A 16729-nucleotide genomic window follows, 5' to 3' on the forward strand; every position below is an offset into this window, starting at 1 on the left:
TCGTCTAACGGCAAAGCCTAAAGCTTTTAGTGCGTTAAACCGTTAATGGTTCGAATAGGCTTTGCGTTTAAAAACAAGGCGCGTCGCAGATCGCTGCAAGGCGCGCCTGAGTCGGGCTGAATCAACGTTTGAGCGCGGCGATCCGTGCTAATGCCGCGTGCCATTCCTGCTCGAGTTGCCCGACCAGTTCGGCAGCACCAAGGCCTTCCCGGCGCTTGCGGCCAAGCGGCGCGCCCTGGCCAGACCAGAGCGACAGGTAGTCGCCGTTACCCGCGCGGCTCGCGGTTTGCCGTAGTTCCTGTGTCAAGGCGTTTTGCACTGGATACGGCGCGACCTTATCCGCCGACTCGCTCAAGCGCTGCATCAACGGATTGCGTATGCCGCGCGCATGGCGGCCGGTGATTGCGCGCGTCACGGAGGTCGACGTGTCGGACATCGAACGTACGCGGGTTTTCCATGCCTGCGGTATCGCACTCTCCAGACAGGTGAGAAACGCGGTGCCCATCACCGCGGCTTGCGCGCCGAGCGCGAGCGCGGCGACGATGCCGCGTCCGTCCATGATGCCGCCGGCGGCCAGGACCGGCAGACCGGTCGCATCGACGAGTTGCGGCACGAGCGCCATGGTGCCGACCAGGGCCTCCTCGAATGCGCCGATGAAGGTGCCGCGATGCGCGCCAGCCTCCGCGCCTTGCGCGGCGATTGCATCGGCGCCCGCGTCACGCCAGGCGACACCCTCGGCAACATGCGTCGCGGTGCCAATTACATATAGGCCGTTTGCATGCAGACGAGCGACGTCCCCGGCGGAAAGCAGCCCGAACGTGAAGCTCGCCACCGGCACGCGCAATTCGATCAGCATGTCCAGTTGCGCGCGAAAATCCGGCGCGTAGCGTTCGAGCGGCTGGCCCGACGGCAAACCGAGGTCCGCGCGCAGCGGATCGATTGCTTCGAGCGCGTGGCGCACAGTGGCTTCGTCCGGTGCGGCCGGGTCCAGTACAAACAGATTCACGCCGAACGGACGATCCGTCAGCGCGCGAATCGCCGCGACTTCGCTCGCGATCTTCTCGGGCGACAGCGCTGCTGCCGCCAGAAAACCCAGGCAGCCGGCATTCGATACCGCGGCGACCATCGCGGGCGTGGTCGCGCCGCCGGCCATCGGCGCCTGCACAACCGGCACGCGCAACTCGAAACGCGCCGCAAACGGCGTCACAAAATTGCCTTCGTTCATGTTCGTTTCCTTTTCCAACAACGCGCTCGCGGCACGGGCAAGCAGATACGCCTGACTCTACCGAGCCACACCACGACGGGGAAATGAATTATCGAGAATGTTTCAATCGTCTTACGAGATGGTCGCTGTGTTACGGGCGTCGTCAGGCCACGCGTGGCCTCGCTGCACGGCGTTTCTTTTGATGGCAAACTGATCGGCCGCTTCAGGTATTCAAGCCTCCGGCATTCATTCAGACCGACCCCGCGCATCAACGCACGGGTAAATGGAGAGCAACATGAGCACGACTTCCCGCTGGATCGACATTCCCGCCGGCAACGACAGTTTCGGCGGCTATCTGGCGCTGCCCAAAGGCGGCAAGGGACCGGCCGTCATCATCATTCAGGAAATCTTCGGCGTGAACAGCCATATCCGTTCAGTCGCGGATCAGTACGCGCAAGACGGCTACGTCGCGCTTGCACCAGACGTGTTCTGGCGCGTGCAGCCGCGCGTCGAATTGACATATGACGGTGCGGATCGCGAGAAAGGTATCGAGTTGATGCAAAAGACCAATGTCGACCAGGCGGTGGCCGATATCGGCGCAGCCGCGGCAGCGCTGCGCGCCATGCCGGAAGTGACCGGCAAGGTTGCGGCGATCGGCTTCTGCTTCGGCGGTCAACTCGCGTATCTGGCAGCCGCCCAAGGTACGCTCGACGGCGCGGTCGCTTATTATGGCGGTGGCATCCAGAACAAGCTCGATCAGGCCGCCAGGATCAAAGTGCCGATGCAATTCCATTACGGCGAACTCGACGCGCATATTCCGCTGTCGGCAGTCGGCCAGATTCAGGAGCGCTTCGCGGGTCGCACCGATGCGGAATTCAACATCTATCCGAACGCCGATCACGGCTTCAACTGCTCGGACCGCGCATCGTATAACCAGCCGGCTTCGGCGCTCGCGCATGGCCGCACGCTGACCTTCCTCGGTGAACGGCTGTAACTCGCGGCTGTAACTCGCGGCTGTAACCCGCGGCTGTAACCCGTACCTGTACCCGGTGCTTGCGGCTTGCGTCAGCAACTCGCAACTTTAATCGACGCCTGCAACGCGCGCCTGTACTGGGTTACTCTCTCAAAGATGACGTGCCATCGGCGCGTCGTCTTCTTCCATGCGTATCGACGAACTGGGGACGACGGGACGTCCGGCACAGCCGTTCATCATGCGCATAGGCAACCGGCAGATCCAACACTCGATAGTGAGGGCCCCTCCGTCGTGCAATCAGACTATCTCGCTCATGACGCCATCGGCCTTGCCGAACTGGTTCGAAGCCGCAAAGCAAGCGCGCGCGAGTTGCTGGACATCGCGATCTCTCGCACCGAGGCCGTCAATCCCGCGATCAATGCGATCGTCCTGAAGGACTACGACGCAGCGCGTCAGCGCGCCTCGCGCGATGATGCGAACAGAGCGAATGGCGCAAGCAATACGGATGATGGAAGCGCGCAGGCAGCACTCGCAGGTGTGCCCTATCTGATCAAGGATCTGGGCGCAGCGGTCGCCGGGCTACGCATGGCGATGGGCAGCCGTCACTATCGTCACTTCATTCCTACCGAGGATGCACCGGTCGTCGCGCTCGCAAAAGCGGCCGGCCTCAATATCTTCGCCAAGACCAGCACCTCGGAACTCGGTCAGATGCCTTATACGGAGCCCGAACTGTTCGGCGCGTGCCGCAATCCGTGGAATCTCGACCATACGCCAGGCGGCTCCAGCGGCGGTGCAGCGGCGGCGGTCGCCGCCGGCATCGTGCCGCTCGCGCATGCATCGGATGGCGGCGGCTCGATCCGCATTCCCGCTTCATGTTGCGGACTATTCGGCCTCAAACCGTCCCGCGGACGTGTGCCGCGCGCCACGCCAACCGCAGCGGTTGGTGAACTCGGCATCGATCACGCGGTATCGCGCAGCGTGCGCGACAGCGCGTTGCTGCTCGATCTGCTGGCCGGCAACGCGGACAGACCACTCGGCGCACCGGGCACTTTCCTTGGCGCAAGCCGCGAGCCATGCAAGCCGTTGAATATTGCCTACGTCACCGATTCGATGCTGGCGCCCTCGCTCTCCGCCGACTCGCGCGCCGCGCTCGAAGACGCCGCGCAACTCGCGAGTTCGCTCGGCCACAACATCGAACCGGTGTCGCTGGACATCGATTTCGCGGCGGTCCGCCATGCGTTCCTGATGCTCTGGTCGGTGACCGCGGAAGAAATGGTGCTAAACGCCGATCGCATCACCGGCCGCAAACCACTGCGCGACGAATTCGAAATCTCGACGTGGGCCATGGCGCATGTCGGCCGCAAACTCGGCGAGCGCGGCTTGCCCAGCGCACTGGAAGAACAGCGCCGCATCACCGAACGCCTCGCCGATTTGCTGAACCGCTACGACGTGCTTCTGTGCGCGACGCTCGCCGGCTCACCGATCAAGATCGGCGAAATGCAGCCGACGTCCGCCGAGCGCATGCAGATGCGCGCCGTCACGGCGATGCCGCTCGAAGCCCTGATGAAGAAGCTGCTGGCCGAAGCGTCGAACAAGGCATTCGCATGGGCGGGATGCACGGAATTGTTCAATCTGAGCGGACAGCCGGCGATGTCGGTGCCGCTCTACTGGAACGCACGTGGACTGCCTATCGGTGTGCAGTTCGCCACGCGCGAAGGTGGTGAAGCAACGTTGTTGCGACTGGCCGCGCAACTCGAAGCGGCGCGGCCCTGGTTCGACAAACGGCCGCCGTTGATACAGGCACGCAGCTAGGCGCTCAAGCCGGCTTGCGCTGTGCATCGAGATCCGCATGGCGCTTGCCGGGGATACACGCCACGGCAACGATCGATAACGCCAGTCCGCCCATCACGTAGTAAGTCGGCGCGAGCGGCGAACCCGTGGTGTTAATGAGCCATGTCACGACGAAAGGCCCGAAGCCACCGAACAGCATCACCGCGACGTTGTATGCGAGCGATAACCCAATCGAGCGCACGTTCGCCGGGAACAGTTCGGCGATCAGCGCACCGAACGGTCCGTAATAGCCGGACAGCGTTATCGACAGAAGCGCCTGCACGAGAATCAGTTTCGATACGCTCGGCTCCGCCGCGAGCCACGCGAACAACGGGTAGATGATCACGAGCGTCAGTACCAGCGACCACAGCGAAAGCCCCTTGCGTCCGATCCTGTCAGACCATGCACCCGTCAGCGGTGAAAGCACCGTCAACAGCAGATTGCCGACAATCACCGCGTAAAAGGATTGCGCATAGGGTAGCTTCAGTTGCTTGACCGCGAAGGTCGGCAAATAGCTGATCAGCACGTAGATCGTCACGGTAAGCGCGACCACCGCGCCGAGTCCGCACAGCACTTCACGGCCATGGCTCGTGAACACTTCGCCGAGCGTCGCGCGCCGCGCCGTTTTTTGCGCAAGCAGAAAGGCTTCGGAATCGGAGAGATGCCGGCGAATGTAAAAGCCGATCGGCCCGATGATCAAGCCCAAAATGAACGGTACGCGCCAGCCCCACGACTTCAACGCCTCGGGCGAGAGGCCTCGCGTGATCAGCCCGCCAACCACTGCGCCGAGCAGAAGCGCCGCCGCCTGGCTCGCCATCTGCCAACTGCCGTAGAAACCGCGCTTCGAGAATGGCGCCGCTTCGATCAGCAAAGCCGTAGAACTGCCGAATTCACCGCCGGCGGAAAAACCTTGCAGCAAACGCCCGAGCACGATCATCAAAGGCGCGCCAATGCCGATCGCCGAATACGGCGGGGCAATCGCCAGCAGCAGAATACCGAGCGTCATCAGCCCAATGACGAGCAACAGCGCCGCCTTGCGTCCCGCGCGATCCGCGTAAAGCCCAAGTACGATGCCGCCGATCGGCCGCATAACGAACGCGACACCGAAGGTTGCGGTGGTCAGCAGCATCGACGAATAGTCGTTGCCTGCCGGAAAGAACAATTGTGCGATCACCACCGTGAGAAAACCGAACACGGTGAAGTCGTACCATTCGAGTGCATTGCCAATCACAGCCGCCACGACGGCGCGTGTATTGAGGCTCCTTGACGCTGGTGCCATTCGAATCTCCAGCCTGCGAAAAGTATCGCGTGGTAAGGCGTCTCAGCGTAGATATGCTTCGGCGTGCTTTAGCGCGAGCGAGAAAAAACCGCACCAGCCGAGGCAATCGGATTGGAGTGTAAAGAGCGCGCAAGCTGTTTTCAAGCAACAAAAAGGCGTCTGTTGCGCAGGGCAGCAGACGCCTCGATGATCGGACCGCAGTCCGGCGCCGCGATGTTGCGGCGCATTTGCCGCGACACTGAATGTGTGCACGGCTGGAGCGTAATCAGGCCTTCTTGTTATATGCGCTGCACCAACCCTTGCTCGCGACCTGCTTGCCCGCGAACATCGGGCAACCCGCGTAAGCGTCAGTCGGCTTGCCTTGGTAGAAGCTGCAGTTGCCGCAGTCCTGGCCCGCTGCGTACTTTGCGTACTTGGCCTTGTCGACTTTGCTTGCGTCAGCCTTGTAGCCGAGCGCTTGCGCGGTCGGGTCGGTCTCGGCGACCTTGGGTGCGTCGGCGAAAGCCTGGCGCGACAGGGCGAAGGTCGATGCGACACCAATGCTGGTGATCAAAAACGTACGACGGGAAGATTTCATGGGGGACTCACTCCATTTATATTGAACTGATCGCCGTTCTGATGACAGCGGTCCCCAAGGATAGCAATGAAGCCGTCGCGCGTGACGGCCCAAATGATAGAGATAACCGAATTGCTACGACCTCGCACGCGCGTTTCGAGTGTGAAATGCCACGTCATCGCATGCTGTGAGCAGTTGGCTGAGAGTTCGAGGGTGCGACAATTAAGCGCGCCCACTCAGTTCGCAGACACGCTGAGCGATCGCGAGCGAGGCCGTGAGTCCCGGCGACTCGATACCGAACAGATTGACGAGCCCGCGCACGCCATGCGCGGCCGGCCCCTGGATCACGAAGTCGGCGGCGGGCTCGCCCGGGCCGGAAAGCTTCGGACGAATCCCGGCATAAGCGGGTTGCAAGGCATCGTCGGGAAGCGCGGGCCAGTACGCGCGAATCGCCGAATAGAAGGAATCCGCACGACGCGGATCGACGTCATAGTTGATCGCATCAACCCATTCGACGTCGGGACCGAATCGCGCCTGGCCACCGAGATCGATCGTCAGATGCACGCCGAGACCGGCTTCGTTCGGCATCGGATAGATCAGCCGGCTGAACGGCGCGCGCCCCGAGATGCTGAAGTAGTTGCCGCGTGCGAGATAAAGCGGCGGCACATGGCGCGCGTCGAGCCCGCGAATCGTGCGCGCCAGCGCGTTCGCATGCAAACCGGCGCTGTTGATCACGCAGGCCGCGCTGATCGTGGTCGGCGCGCTGCCGCCCACCTTGATGATGAAGCGGGCATTGCTCGCCTCGATTGCCTCGACCGGCGCATGGAACGCACACACCGCGCCGTCGCGCTCGGCGTCGCCCTGGATCGCCAGCATCAACTGGTGACTATCGACAATGCCGGTCTGCGGCGAAAACACGGCCTCGACACATTCGAGCGCGGGTTCGAGCGCTTGCGCCTGGTCGCCGTTGATCCGCATCAGGTCGAGCACACCGTTTTCACGGCCCTTCGCCATGATGCTTTCGAGCTGGGGAACCTGGTTGCGCGAGGTGGCGACCAGCAGTTTGCCGCAGCGTGAATGCGGCACGTTGTGCTCGACGCAGTAGTCGTAGAGCATTTCGCGGCCGCGCACACAAAGCGCCGCTTTCAGCGAGCCGCGTGGATAGTAGATCCCCGCGTGAATCACTTCGCTATTGCGCGAACTGGTGCCCACGCCAATCGCTTCGGCCGCTTCCAGCACGATCACTTCGCGCCCGCGCGCCGCCAGTGCGCGTGCCACTGCGAGACCGACCACGCCCGCGCCGATCACTACACATTCGATTTGATCCATGTCCCTTGACGCGGCTGACTTCGCCGCGCGCTGCCTCATTCACCCGATATAGATGAAGACCGGATGCGGCTATCGAGGACCGCACACCGCTCGCTGTCGAACGCGCCGGGCCTTACGCAACCGCTTTGCAAAATTGCACGACACTGCACAGACAGAAATGCCCGCGGTCGAACGACTGCGGGCATTCGGTCTTGATCAGGTCTTAAACGTATGGGCCGGACGAGTTCAGTGTACGCCGTCGAAGGTCGCCGCGCTCGACTCTTCATGCCGGCGAGACGCCGCGCGGTGCCGTGTCGTAACAGGCAATCGCATCTCATAATTAGCAATAATTGCCGAGGCATTCATTGCATTCCCGGTATAGATACCCGATTTCGAGCCATAAAAAAGCCGCTCGAAGGCGGCTTTTTGGCAAAAACAGGGCAAAAAACCTCAAAACCCGATCGGTTTCCGGCGATTTCCGTAATCCAGGCGAATATCGCCGGCTTCGATCCGATCGCGCCCGTCGATCCGCGCAGCGCCGAAGCCATTCAGAATCGCGCGCCGCATTTCACGCGGCGACGCCAGCTTAAGCGCGTCGAGCGCGGCGTCGCCAAGCGTTTCAGGAAAGCGCAGACCCCAGTTATGCGCCGAGCGAATCGCGTCGTAGATCGATTGGGCGATACGGCGTGCGCCGTTATGGTCCGGCGGCGGAATCTCGTACACGTTCATCCGGTTCAGAATCGGCTCCGGGATCGAGCGCTCGTCGTTCGCTGTCGCGATCCAGATCACGTGGCCCGCATTGATCGGAATTTCGGCGAATTCGTCGATGAAAGTCTGCGCCGTGTCGTGCTCGAGAAGCGCGTAAAGCGCGCCGAGCGGATCGTATTGCGAATCGCCGGTGGCCTTGTCGATTTCATCGACAGCGATCACGGGGTTCGCGTAGCTGCCGTTCACGAGCGCATCGAACACCTTGCCGGGCTTCGCGTTCTTCCATTGCGAAGAGGCACCCGACAGAATCCATCCCGCTGTCAGCGAACTCATCGCCACGTATTGATAGGCGGTGCCGAGCAGGCGCGCCAGCTGCTTGGCAAAGTGTGTCTTGCCGATGCCAGGATCGCCCAGCAGCAGGATCGGCATCAGTTCGAGCCGGTCTTCGGTCTCGATACACAAAGCGACCTGCTTGCGGATGTCGTCGAGCGGCGCTGAAAAATTGGGCAGGGCGTCGATCAGATCGTCGATCGACGGCATGCGGTTCGGCTTCACGCAGAAGCGCAGATTGCCGGTTTTCAGCATCTTTTCGTACGTGGCGCGCAGCGCCTCGTTCGCGCCTTCGCCGAGATCGTTCAGCGCGGTTTCGACCTGATCGAGGTCGTATACCCGGCTGAAAGATGCCACGGCTATTTCCTGTTTGACCATTGCTGTTGTCATCGCTCACCCCGTCTGGCTGGTCTTGCTGCTGCGGCACCTGGTGGGCGCCGTTTCAGGTCCAGTGTAACGAGGACATATTCGCGTGCAAGCCAGCAGTCATGCGGCTCTGCTGCTAACAACGGCTTGTTTCCGGCGACGCCCCGGAGGAAGCCCCCTCGAGGATTCCCCCGGCCCGCGAAATGGTGTGTTGCTGAACCCGGCCCCGTTTCAAGTGTCAGAAAAGCGTTCAGCCCATCAGGCGTAAGATGGCCTTCTGATTACTCTGCCGGACGCAGTGACCGGAGACTCCTTCCATGTGGAAAACCAGTATCGTCGCCGTACTGTTCGGCACTTCGCTGCTAGCGAACGCGCAACAACAGCCGGCGCAGCAGGTCGTGCAATGGCAGTTGCAGGTCATGCGCGACGGCCAGCAGATCGACGCGTTCGACGGCACCACCACCGTCGGCCAGGCCCGCACGGACACGCACCACAAGGTGGTGCAGCACAACGTCGGCTGTAAAGACCAGCCCGGCGGCAGCATCGATCTGGCGCGCACGCTGACGGTCTCGCCGCTGCAGGCGGATGCGAATGCGGTCACGCTGTCGATCGAAGCCCAGGAAACGTTCGAGGACGACACCCCGCAACAAACCGACACCGGCTGCAAGCTGCCGCCGCAACCGCGTCAGGTGAGCGCGAGCCATCCGGGCCTGAGAGTGCCGGCGGGACAGTGGGCTAGCTGGACGATCGTCGACAAGAATCCGAACCTCGTCTACCGCGTGCGTGCGAGCCTTGCGAACAGCCCGAATTAGCGCAAACGCGCAAACCCGCGCGAATCAAAGTCAATTGAAGCGAATAACCGAAGCCTCAACAGAACACGTGGACAACGCGGCATGCGAAACCCAGAAGAATTGATCCGCGAGAGCATAGCGCCCAAGGATTTCATTGCGGTGAGCTGGAATCTGCATAAGGGCCGCACACCGCTCGGCTTCCAGGCCTGGCAGGCGATGCAGCGTTGGGTTCAGTCGACCCATGCGGACGCGTATTTTTTGCAGGAAGCCATGGCGCGGCGCATGCCTGCGCCGATATTGGCGAGTAGTTTCGGCGCGCCACTCGTCGATCCGCTGAGCGATGTCTGGCATTGTCAGGCTACCGAAATTGCACGCGCGGCCGAACTCGAAATCGCGCTTGGGCCGAACGTGTTCAAGCCGTCGTGGCGGCATGGCAATGCGATCTTGTCGCCGCATCCGCTCGATCTCGGCGGGCGCTGGGATATCTCCGCGCATCGCTTCGAAAAGCGCGGACTGCTGGTGGCGCGGGCAACCTTCGGCGGTCATTCGGTCACGCTGCTGTGCGCGCATCTCGCGCTCACGCGCTCGGCGCGCTTGCGGCAGATGAACTGGATCGCGCACTGGATCGCCAAGGAAGCGCCGGAAGGGCCGCTGGTGCTAGCCGGCGATTTCAACGACTGGCGCAACGACTCGGTGCCGCTCTTCGCCGAACACGGCTTGCAGGAAGTGGCCACACTGCTCGGCGAATCGGGCCGCACGTTTCCGGCCTTCTCGCCGGCGCTCGCGCTCGACAAGATGTTCGTGCGCGGCATGAAACCGGTCGAATGGATCCAGCCGACGCAGGAAACCGCGTGGCTCTCGGATCACTTGCCATATATGGCGCGGTTGCGGGTCGAGTGAATTAGCCTTTTCGCGGCGTCCAGTTCAGGCTCGCTGCGATCTCCTCGCCCGGCTGCAACACACAGCCGCCCACCTGTTCCTGCATGCCAACCACGTTGAAGCAATCGGTGGTGTTGGTCACCGGTTCCACGCACAGCTGCGCATCGTTGGCCGGCGCGAATACCACCATGTGATCGAAGGGCGCATCGGCGCTCATCGTCAGCTGACGGTGTTCGTCGGGCCACGCAATCGTCGCCTCACGCGACCAGTTGGCGAAGTTGTTGTCGAGCTCGAACGCGTCCGGCGACATGCCGTGGCGCAGCGCCTCGACTGCGGGATGCGGGCCAAGATGCGTGGGCAGCACGTCGGCGTCGGCATGCCACATGCCCTGCACGTCGGCGTAAATGCGAGTCTGCGCAGTGCGCGGATAGTACGGGTGATGCCCCATGCCAAAGGGCATCGGCCGGTCACCCAGATTCTGTGCGGACAACGTGATGCGCAGCGCGCCGCCGATCAACTCGATGCGCTGCAGCGCGCGATAACGGAACGGCCAGTCGCCGGGCTGCCTCGCATCCGGTTCGTGGTCAAAGTGCAATTCCACCGAGCTTTCCGTGTGCGCCCCCACCTGCCACGGATGCCGCCACGCGTTGCCATGCAGCGCGTGCGCAAAACGCAGGTCATTGCCGCTCAGATCGACCGTGCCGCCGTCGAACGGGAAGCGCGCGTCGCGAATCCGGTTGCAGTAGGGAAAGAGCGGAAAGCTCGCCATGCGCAACGGATCGCGTTCATCGAACGCCGCCTGCGTGGCCGGACGCAGCCAGTGCAGCGGGCCTTCAGGGGTCGACTCGTAATAAGCCGCCAGCGCGCCGCCGACTTCAGGCGCGATCACGACGCGCATGGCACCAGCCGTCAGCGTGACAAGCGTGGGGGCGATCGCGGGGTCGTCGAGCCACGTGAGCCCGGTTGCGAACGGCCGGATCGAATTCAAGGAAACGTCGCGCATGGTCAGAAAAGGCGGGGCCTCAGGCGGATGGCGGCACGAACGCGCATCAATGTCTCCTATGACATGCCGCGCATCGCGCGCGGCCGGCGAACCGTCATGGTCCGCGCGACCGAGAATCGCACGCCAAAGCATATCGGTCAATATTATTAGTAATAAATTTGTCAAAACGAGCCAGCTACTGCCTTACCAAAACTCCCAAATGGCGGGTTAGCGCGCGTTGCCGCGCGCATATTATTAGTGGTACCGTCGCACCACAAATGCCACCAGCATGTTCCTGCTCTCGCGCCGCTGCAGCGCGGCTCGCACAATGAAAAAATCGACTCAACGCCGTCCGACCATGACCGACATCGCCAAGCTCACCGGCGTGTCGCAATCCACTGTCTCGCTCGTCCTGAACAACGCGACCGGCGCGAAATTCTCCGAGACCACCCGCAACAAGGTGCTAAAGGCCGCGCACGACCTCGGCTACCGGCTTTCGCTGCGCGAGCCGGTATCGGCTTCGAACGACGAACGCAACCTGATCGTCTATCTGGCCGACGAGATTTCCACCAGTCCGCACCCCGTCGTCAACGTCGACGGCGCGCGCGATGCGGCCTATGCGAGCGGCAAGATGCTCGCCGTCTACTCGACGCACGGCAACGCCGATATCGAAAAGCAGGTACTCGACGCGACGCTGTCGAACCCGCACGTATTCGGCGTGATCTACGCGACCGTGTACACCCGCAAGGTCACCCTGCCGGCGGCGCTCTCGCAGGTGCCCACTGTGCTACTGAACTGCTACACGAGCGACGGCGGGTTTTCGTCCGTGGTGCCCGCCGAGGTCGCGGGCGGCCACCTGGCGACCGACTATCTGCTGCAGTCGGGGCATCGGCGGATCGGCTATATCAACGGCGAGCCCTGGCAGGACGCCTCGAAAGACCGCCTCAAAGGCTATCGCACCGCGCTCGCCACCGCCGACCTGCCGTACGCGCCGGAGCTTGTGCGCGACGGCGACTGGAGCTCCGGGGTCGGCTTCGAAATGACGCTCTCCCTGATGCGCGAGGCGCATCCGCCGACCGCCATTTTCTGCGCCAACGACCTGACCGCGCTCGGCGCAATCGAGGCGCTGAAGCAACTCGGCCTGCGCGTGCCCGAAGACGTGTCCGTGCTCGGCTACGACGACCAGGAAATTGCCCGCCACACGCATCCGCCACTGTCGACGGTGGTGCTGCCGAACTACGAACTCGGGCGCTGGGCGATCGAAACCTTGCTGCAGGATGAACACAACCGTGCAGCCGGCGCGCCGGTGCGGCATCGGCTGGTGAAACTCGACGGGCCGCTCGTGGAACGCAGCTCGGTCAGGGTAATTACCGAGGCAGAAAAACCAATAATTAATATTATTAGTGATTGACCGATAATAATTCTCGATGGAATAATCGGCACGTCCGGACAGAGTGAACAACTCGGCCGGCAGGAGAAACACTAAAAGCAAATACACCTCACCCGGTACTGGAGGAAGACAATGGCGTCGCTCAACACGCAGTCGCGCAAGCACGTGCGCAAGCAGCAGATTCGTCCGCTGGCAGGTTCGCTGCTGGCTCTGGCCATCGGTTTCGGCGTCGCCACGGCGCACGCCGACGACGCGCTGCCGAAGTTGCCCCACAAGACCCCGCTGAAGGTCGGCTTCGCGCAGACCGAAAGCAACAATCCGTGGCGTCTCGCGGAAACCAAGAGCTTCAAGGACATCGCCGCGAAGTGCGGCTGGCAGTTGGTCATGACCGACGCCAACAGTTCGAACTCCAAGCAGGTGTCGGACATCCAGAACATGATCGCGCAACACGTCGATCTGCTGGTGTTCCCGCCGCGCGAAGAAAAACCGCTTGCGCCGATCGTGCTGCAGGCTAAAAAGGCCGGCATTCCCGTGATCCTGGTCGACCGCGACGTCGATCAGTCGGTGGCCAAGGCGGGCCGCGACTACATCACCTTCATCGGCTCGGATTTCATCGATCAGGGTCATCGTGCTGCTGACTGGCTCGTCAAGGCGACCGGCGGCAAGGCGAAGATCATCGAACTCGAGGGCACCACCGGTGCATCCGCGGCGAACGATCGCAAGAAGGGCTTCGACGAGGTCATCGCGAAAAATCCGGGTATGTCGATCATCGCCTCGCAAAGCGGTGACTTCGCGCGCGACAAGGGCCGCCAGGTGATGGAGACGCTGTTGCAGGCGCATCCGGATGTAACCGCCGTCTACGCGCATAACGACGAAATGGCGCTCGGCGCGATCGCCGCCATCAAGGCGGCCGGCAAGCAACCGGGCAAGGACATCCAGATCGTCACGATCGACGGCACCAAGGGTGGCATGGACGCGATCGCCGCCGGCGAACTTGGCGCGAGCGTGCAGTCGAGTCCGTTCTTCGGCCCGCTCGCCTGCGACGTCGCCCAGCGTTATGCGAAGGGCGAAAAGATCCCGACGTGGGTCAAGGTGTCCGACCGCTTCTACGACAAGAGCAACGTACAGCAGAACATGCAGTACGGCTATTGATCGACCGCCGCCGTCGTACAGGCGGTTGTGTAGCTTGAGGGCAGTGCTTTAGCGGAGTGTCCAGGCGCTCCGTACTTCGAAGAAAGCTTCTTCGAAAGCAGTGCCCGCAGGACGTCCCCGCCCCGAATCCGTCTCCTCGGGGGGCGGGCGACGGGAAGGGTTCGGAGCGACGCGTTCGTGGCAGCACGGACCGTCGCTTCGCTTTTATGCGGCGTACCATGGTTCGACGCGCGCCTGCATCAAGCCCGAACGAATGGCCACAGTGGCTCGCACGTGCAAAGCATGCAGCGCACGCAGCACATGAAGCAGCACAGCATCAGGAGGACACCCGTGACGGAATCCGGCAAAGAGACGCCACACTCCCCCCTTACCCGTTCGCCGCTGCTTGAGATGCAGGACATCGGCATCAGTTTCGGCGGCGTACCCGCTTTACGCAGCGCCAATCTGAGCGTGGCAGCCGGCGAAGTGCATGCGCTGATCGGCCAGAACGGCGCCGGCAAATCGACCATGATCAAGATCCTGACCGGCGCCTATCGGCGCGGCTCGGGCACTGTGCGCTTCGAAGGCCGCGAAGTCGATTTCCGCACGCCGAAGCAGGCGCGCGAAGCCGGCATCAGCACGATCTATCAGGAAATCAACCTGGTGCCGTTCCGCTCGGTGGCGGAGAACATTTTCCTCGGCCGCGAGCCACGCCGCTTCGGCCTGATCGACTGGCGCGCGGTGCAGCAACGGGCCGCCGCCCTGCTCGAATCGTTCGGTTTGCAGATCGATGTGAAGAAACCTGTCAGCCGCTATTCGACCGCGATCCAGCAGATGGTGGCGCTGGCCCGCGCCGTCTCGTCGGACGCAAAGATGGTCATCATGGACGAATCCACCTCGTCGCTCGATGAACGCGAAGTGGAACTGCTCTTCACCGTCGTGCGCAAACTGCGCGACGACGGCCGTGCGGTCATCTTCGTCTCGCACCGGCTCGACGAACTGTATGCGCTATGCGACCGCGTCACCGTGATGCGCGACGGCCAGACAGTCGCGCAAAGCACGATGGCGGAGATGGACAAACTGCAACTCGTCACGACGATGCTCGGCCGCACGCTTGCTGCTGTCGTGCAGGACGACGCCACGGCGCGCGAAGCGAATCTCGCGCGTCGCGGCAAGGTGGCGATTGCCGCGTCACACCTGAGCGCGCATCCGAAAGTCAGCGACGTGTCGCTCGAAGTGCATGCGGGCGAAGCGGTCGGTCTCGCGGGCCTGCTCGGCTCGGGCCGCACCGAAACCATGCGCCTGATGTTCGGCGCCGATCCTGTCGAACAAGGCTCGTTGTCGATTGACGGAGAGACGGTAGCGTTGAAGTCGCCCCAGGACGCCATCGCGCGTGGCCTCGCCTACCTCACCGAGGACCGCAAGGCCGAAGGCATCGTCCCCGAACTCTCGGTGCGCGACAACCTCACACTCGTCTGCCTGCGCACGCTGGCGAAAAACGGCGTGGTCGACGTGAAGAAACAGCAGGCGATCGTCGACCGTTTCATTGCCTCGCTCGGCATCAAGCTGCGTTCGGCCGATCAGCCGATTCGCGAGTTGTCCGGCGGCAATCAGCAGAAGGTCCTGCTCGCCCGCTGGCTCGCCGCGGAGCCTTCGTTAATACTGCTCGACGAACCGACGCGTGGCATCGACGTCGGCGCCAAAGCCGACGTGGCGAAAATCGTGCGCGAACTGCGCGATGCGGGCCTCGCTGTGCTGATGTCCGCATCCGAACTCGAGGAGCTGACCGCCGTAGCCGACCGCGCGGTGGTGATCCGCGACGGCCGCACCGTCGCCGAACTGAACGGCGCCGACATGAGCGAGACCGCAATCATGGACGCCATCGCCTACGGCAGCGAAGGCCAGTCGCAACTGGTCGAAGCCGCCCAGACCGCACATATCGAAGACGCGTTGGAGGGCGACCGTCATGGCGCTTAAGTTGCACACAGAGTCGTTGCGTAACGAAACCGCACCGTCGATGCCGGCCACAGCCGCGCCACGCGCCACGGCCGCATCGACGGTGAAGAAATGGCGTCATCTCGCCATGCAACGCGAAGTCATCGTGTTGCTCGCGATGGTGCTCTTCAACCTGATCTTCACCCCGCACTTCTGGTCGCTGCAAACCTTCAACGTCAACATGACGCAGGTGGTGACGATCGTGATCGTCGGCATCGGCATGACGCTGGTGGTGGCAACGGGCGGCATCGATCTTTCAGTGGGCGCGTCGATGGCAATCTCGGGCGCGCTCGCACCGATGCTGTTCCTGAACATTCCGGGGCCGGGCGGCATTGCGCTCGCGTTCGTGTTGCCGGTGCTGGCGGCCGCCGCGTGCGGCGTCTTCAACGGCTTGCTGGTGACGAGGCTATCCGTCCAGCCGATTGTCGCGACGCTGGTGCTGTTTATCGCCGGGCGCGGCATCGCCCAGGTCGTCACCGATGGCAGCCTGCAGGCGTTCAACACACCCGCCTTCCAGTGGATCGCTTTGGGCAAGGTCGCCGGCGTGCCGTTCCAGGTGCTGCTGATGCTCGCACTGGTCGTGCTGTTCGCGTGGATCGTACGCAAGACACTATTCGGCCAGTATCTGCTGATCACCGGCGGCAACGAGAAGGCCGCCTATCTGTGCGGCGTGCCGACCGCCACGGTGAAGCTGATCGCCTACACTTTGTGCGCCGCCCTCGCGGGGCTGGCGGGGCTGATCTCGATCTCGGTGAATTCTTCGTCGGATGCGAATGTGGTGGGGCTCGGCGTCGAACTCGATGCGATCGCCGCGGTGGCGGTGGGCGGCACGGCGCTGACCGGCGGCAAGGCGTATATCGGCGGCACGCTGATCGGCGCGCTGATCATCCAGTTGCTGCGCTATACGCTGCTCGCGCACGGCATTCCCGACGCGGCGGCGCTGGTGGTGAAGGCCGGCATCATCGTCGCGGCGGTTTATGTGCAGCGGCGCTCACGGTAGCGCCTCC

General features: G+C 62.8%; 14 protein-coding genes. 8 read left to right on the plus strand and 6 right to left on the minus strand.

Annotation, left to right across the window (positions count from 1 at the left end; all coding sequences use genetic code 11):
- Positions 1 to 121 precede the first annotated feature (121 nt).
- On the minus strand, positions 122 to 1225 hold the full coding sequence (locus tag ACUN0E_RS40605) for an NAD(P)H-dependent flavin oxidoreductase (protein ID WP_445570124.1): 1104 nt from the start codon (positions 1223 to 1225) through the stop codon (positions 122 to 124).
- Positions 1226 to 1499: 274 nt separating this feature from the next.
- Between ACUN0E_RS40605 and ACUN0E_RS40610 the strand changes: the two genes are divergently transcribed.
- Positions 1500 to 2198: a dienelactone hydrolase family protein gene (locus ACUN0E_RS40610; RefSeq protein ID WP_445570125.1), complete on the plus strand. Its 699-nt coding sequence runs from the start codon at positions 1500 to 1502 to the stop codon at positions 2196 to 2198.
- A 270-nt stretch (positions 2199 to 2468) separates the two neighbouring features.
- Positions 2469 to 3989 carry an amidase gene (locus ACUN0E_RS40615; protein ID WP_408521302.1) on the plus strand — a complete coding sequence of 507 codons (1521 nt, stop codon included), beginning with the start codon at positions 2469 to 2471 and terminating at the stop codon, positions 3987 to 3989.
- A gap of 4 nt (positions 3990 to 3993) precedes the next feature.
- On the opposite strand, the gene ACUN0E_RS40620 is transcribed toward ACUN0E_RS40615, so the two are convergent.
- The 4 genes from ACUN0E_RS40620 to ACUN0E_RS40635 all read right to left on the minus strand — a co-directional run bounded on the left by ACUN0E_RS40620 (position 3994) and on the right by ACUN0E_RS40635 (position 8578).
- The gene (locus tag ACUN0E_RS40620; RefSeq protein ID WP_445570126.1) at positions 3994 to 5286 is read right to left on the minus strand and encodes an MFS transporter; all 1293 of its coding nucleotides are present in this window, start codon (positions 5284 to 5286) and stop codon (positions 3994 to 3996) included.
- Between the two features lie 265 nt (positions 5287 to 5551).
- Entirely contained in the window at positions 5552 to 5863 is a 312-nt protein-coding gene (locus ACUN0E_RS40625; RefSeq protein WP_408220412.1) for a high-potential iron-sulfur protein, read from the minus strand.
- A gap of 201 nt (positions 5864 to 6064) precedes the next feature.
- A complete protein-coding gene (locus tag ACUN0E_RS40630; RefSeq protein WP_408240385.1) occupies positions 6065 to 7171 on the minus strand; it encodes an NAD(P)/FAD-dependent oxidoreductase in 1107 nt (368 codons plus the stop codon).
- 429 nt (positions 7172 to 7600) lie between these two features.
- Positions 7601 to 8578 carry an AAA family ATPase gene (locus ACUN0E_RS40635; protein WP_408240388.1) on the minus strand — a complete coding sequence of 326 codons (978 nt, stop codon included), beginning with the start codon at positions 8576 to 8578 and terminating at the stop codon, positions 7601 to 7603.
- Positions 8579 to 8871: 293 nt separating this feature from the next.
- Here ACUN0E_RS40635 and ACUN0E_RS40640 point away from each other — a divergent pair, with 293 nt between their 5' ends.
- Positions 8872 to 9366, plus strand: coding sequence for a hypothetical protein (locus tag ACUN0E_RS40640; protein WP_408240390.1), 495 nt, complete (start codon positions 8872 to 8874; stop codon positions 9364 to 9366).
- Positions 9367 to 9447: 81 nt separating this feature from the next.
- Positions 9448 to 10245, plus strand: coding sequence for an endonuclease/exonuclease/phosphatase family protein (locus ACUN0E_RS40645; protein WP_408240393.1), 798 nt, complete (start codon positions 9448 to 9450; stop codon positions 10243 to 10245).
- A 1-nt stretch (position 10246) separates the two neighbouring features.
- Here the strand turns inward: ACUN0E_RS40645 and ACUN0E_RS40650 are convergent, their stop codons facing one another.
- Positions 10247 to 11227 carry an aldose 1-epimerase gene (locus tag ACUN0E_RS40650; protein ID WP_445570127.1) on the minus strand — a complete coding sequence of 327 codons (981 nt, stop codon included), beginning with the start codon at positions 11225 to 11227 and terminating at the stop codon, positions 10247 to 10249.
- Between the two features lie 337 nt (positions 11228 to 11564).
- On the opposite strand from ACUN0E_RS40650, the gene ACUN0E_RS40655 reads away from it, so the two are divergent.
- From ACUN0E_RS40655 to ACUN0E_RS40670, 4 genes are all read left to right on the plus strand, one after another.
- On the plus strand, positions 11565 to 12617 hold the full coding sequence (locus tag ACUN0E_RS40655) for a LacI family DNA-binding transcriptional regulator (RefSeq protein WP_445570600.1): 1053 nt from the start codon (positions 11565 to 11567) through the stop codon (positions 12615 to 12617).
- 111 nt (positions 12618 to 12728) lie between these two features.
- Positions 12729 to 13748, plus strand: a complete 1020-nt coding sequence (locus ACUN0E_RS40660; protein ID WP_445570128.1) for an ABC transporter substrate-binding protein — start codon at positions 12729 to 12731, stop codon at positions 13746 to 13748.
- Positions 13749 to 14138: 390 nt separating this feature from the next.
- The gene (locus tag ACUN0E_RS40665) at positions 14139 to 15704 is read left to right on the plus strand and encodes a sugar ABC transporter ATP-binding protein (protein ID WP_445570601.1); all 1566 of its coding nucleotides are present in this window, start codon (positions 14139 to 14141) and stop codon (positions 15702 to 15704) included.
- Positions 15705 to 15744: 40 nt separating this feature from the next.
- On the plus strand, positions 15745 to 16722 hold the full coding sequence (locus ACUN0E_RS40670) for an ABC transporter permease (RefSeq protein ID WP_175052177.1): 978 nt from the start codon (positions 15745 to 15747) through the stop codon (positions 16720 to 16722).
- Positions 16723 to 16729 lie beyond the last annotated feature (7 nt).

Source organism: Paraburkholderia sp. D1E (assembly GCF_052682275.1).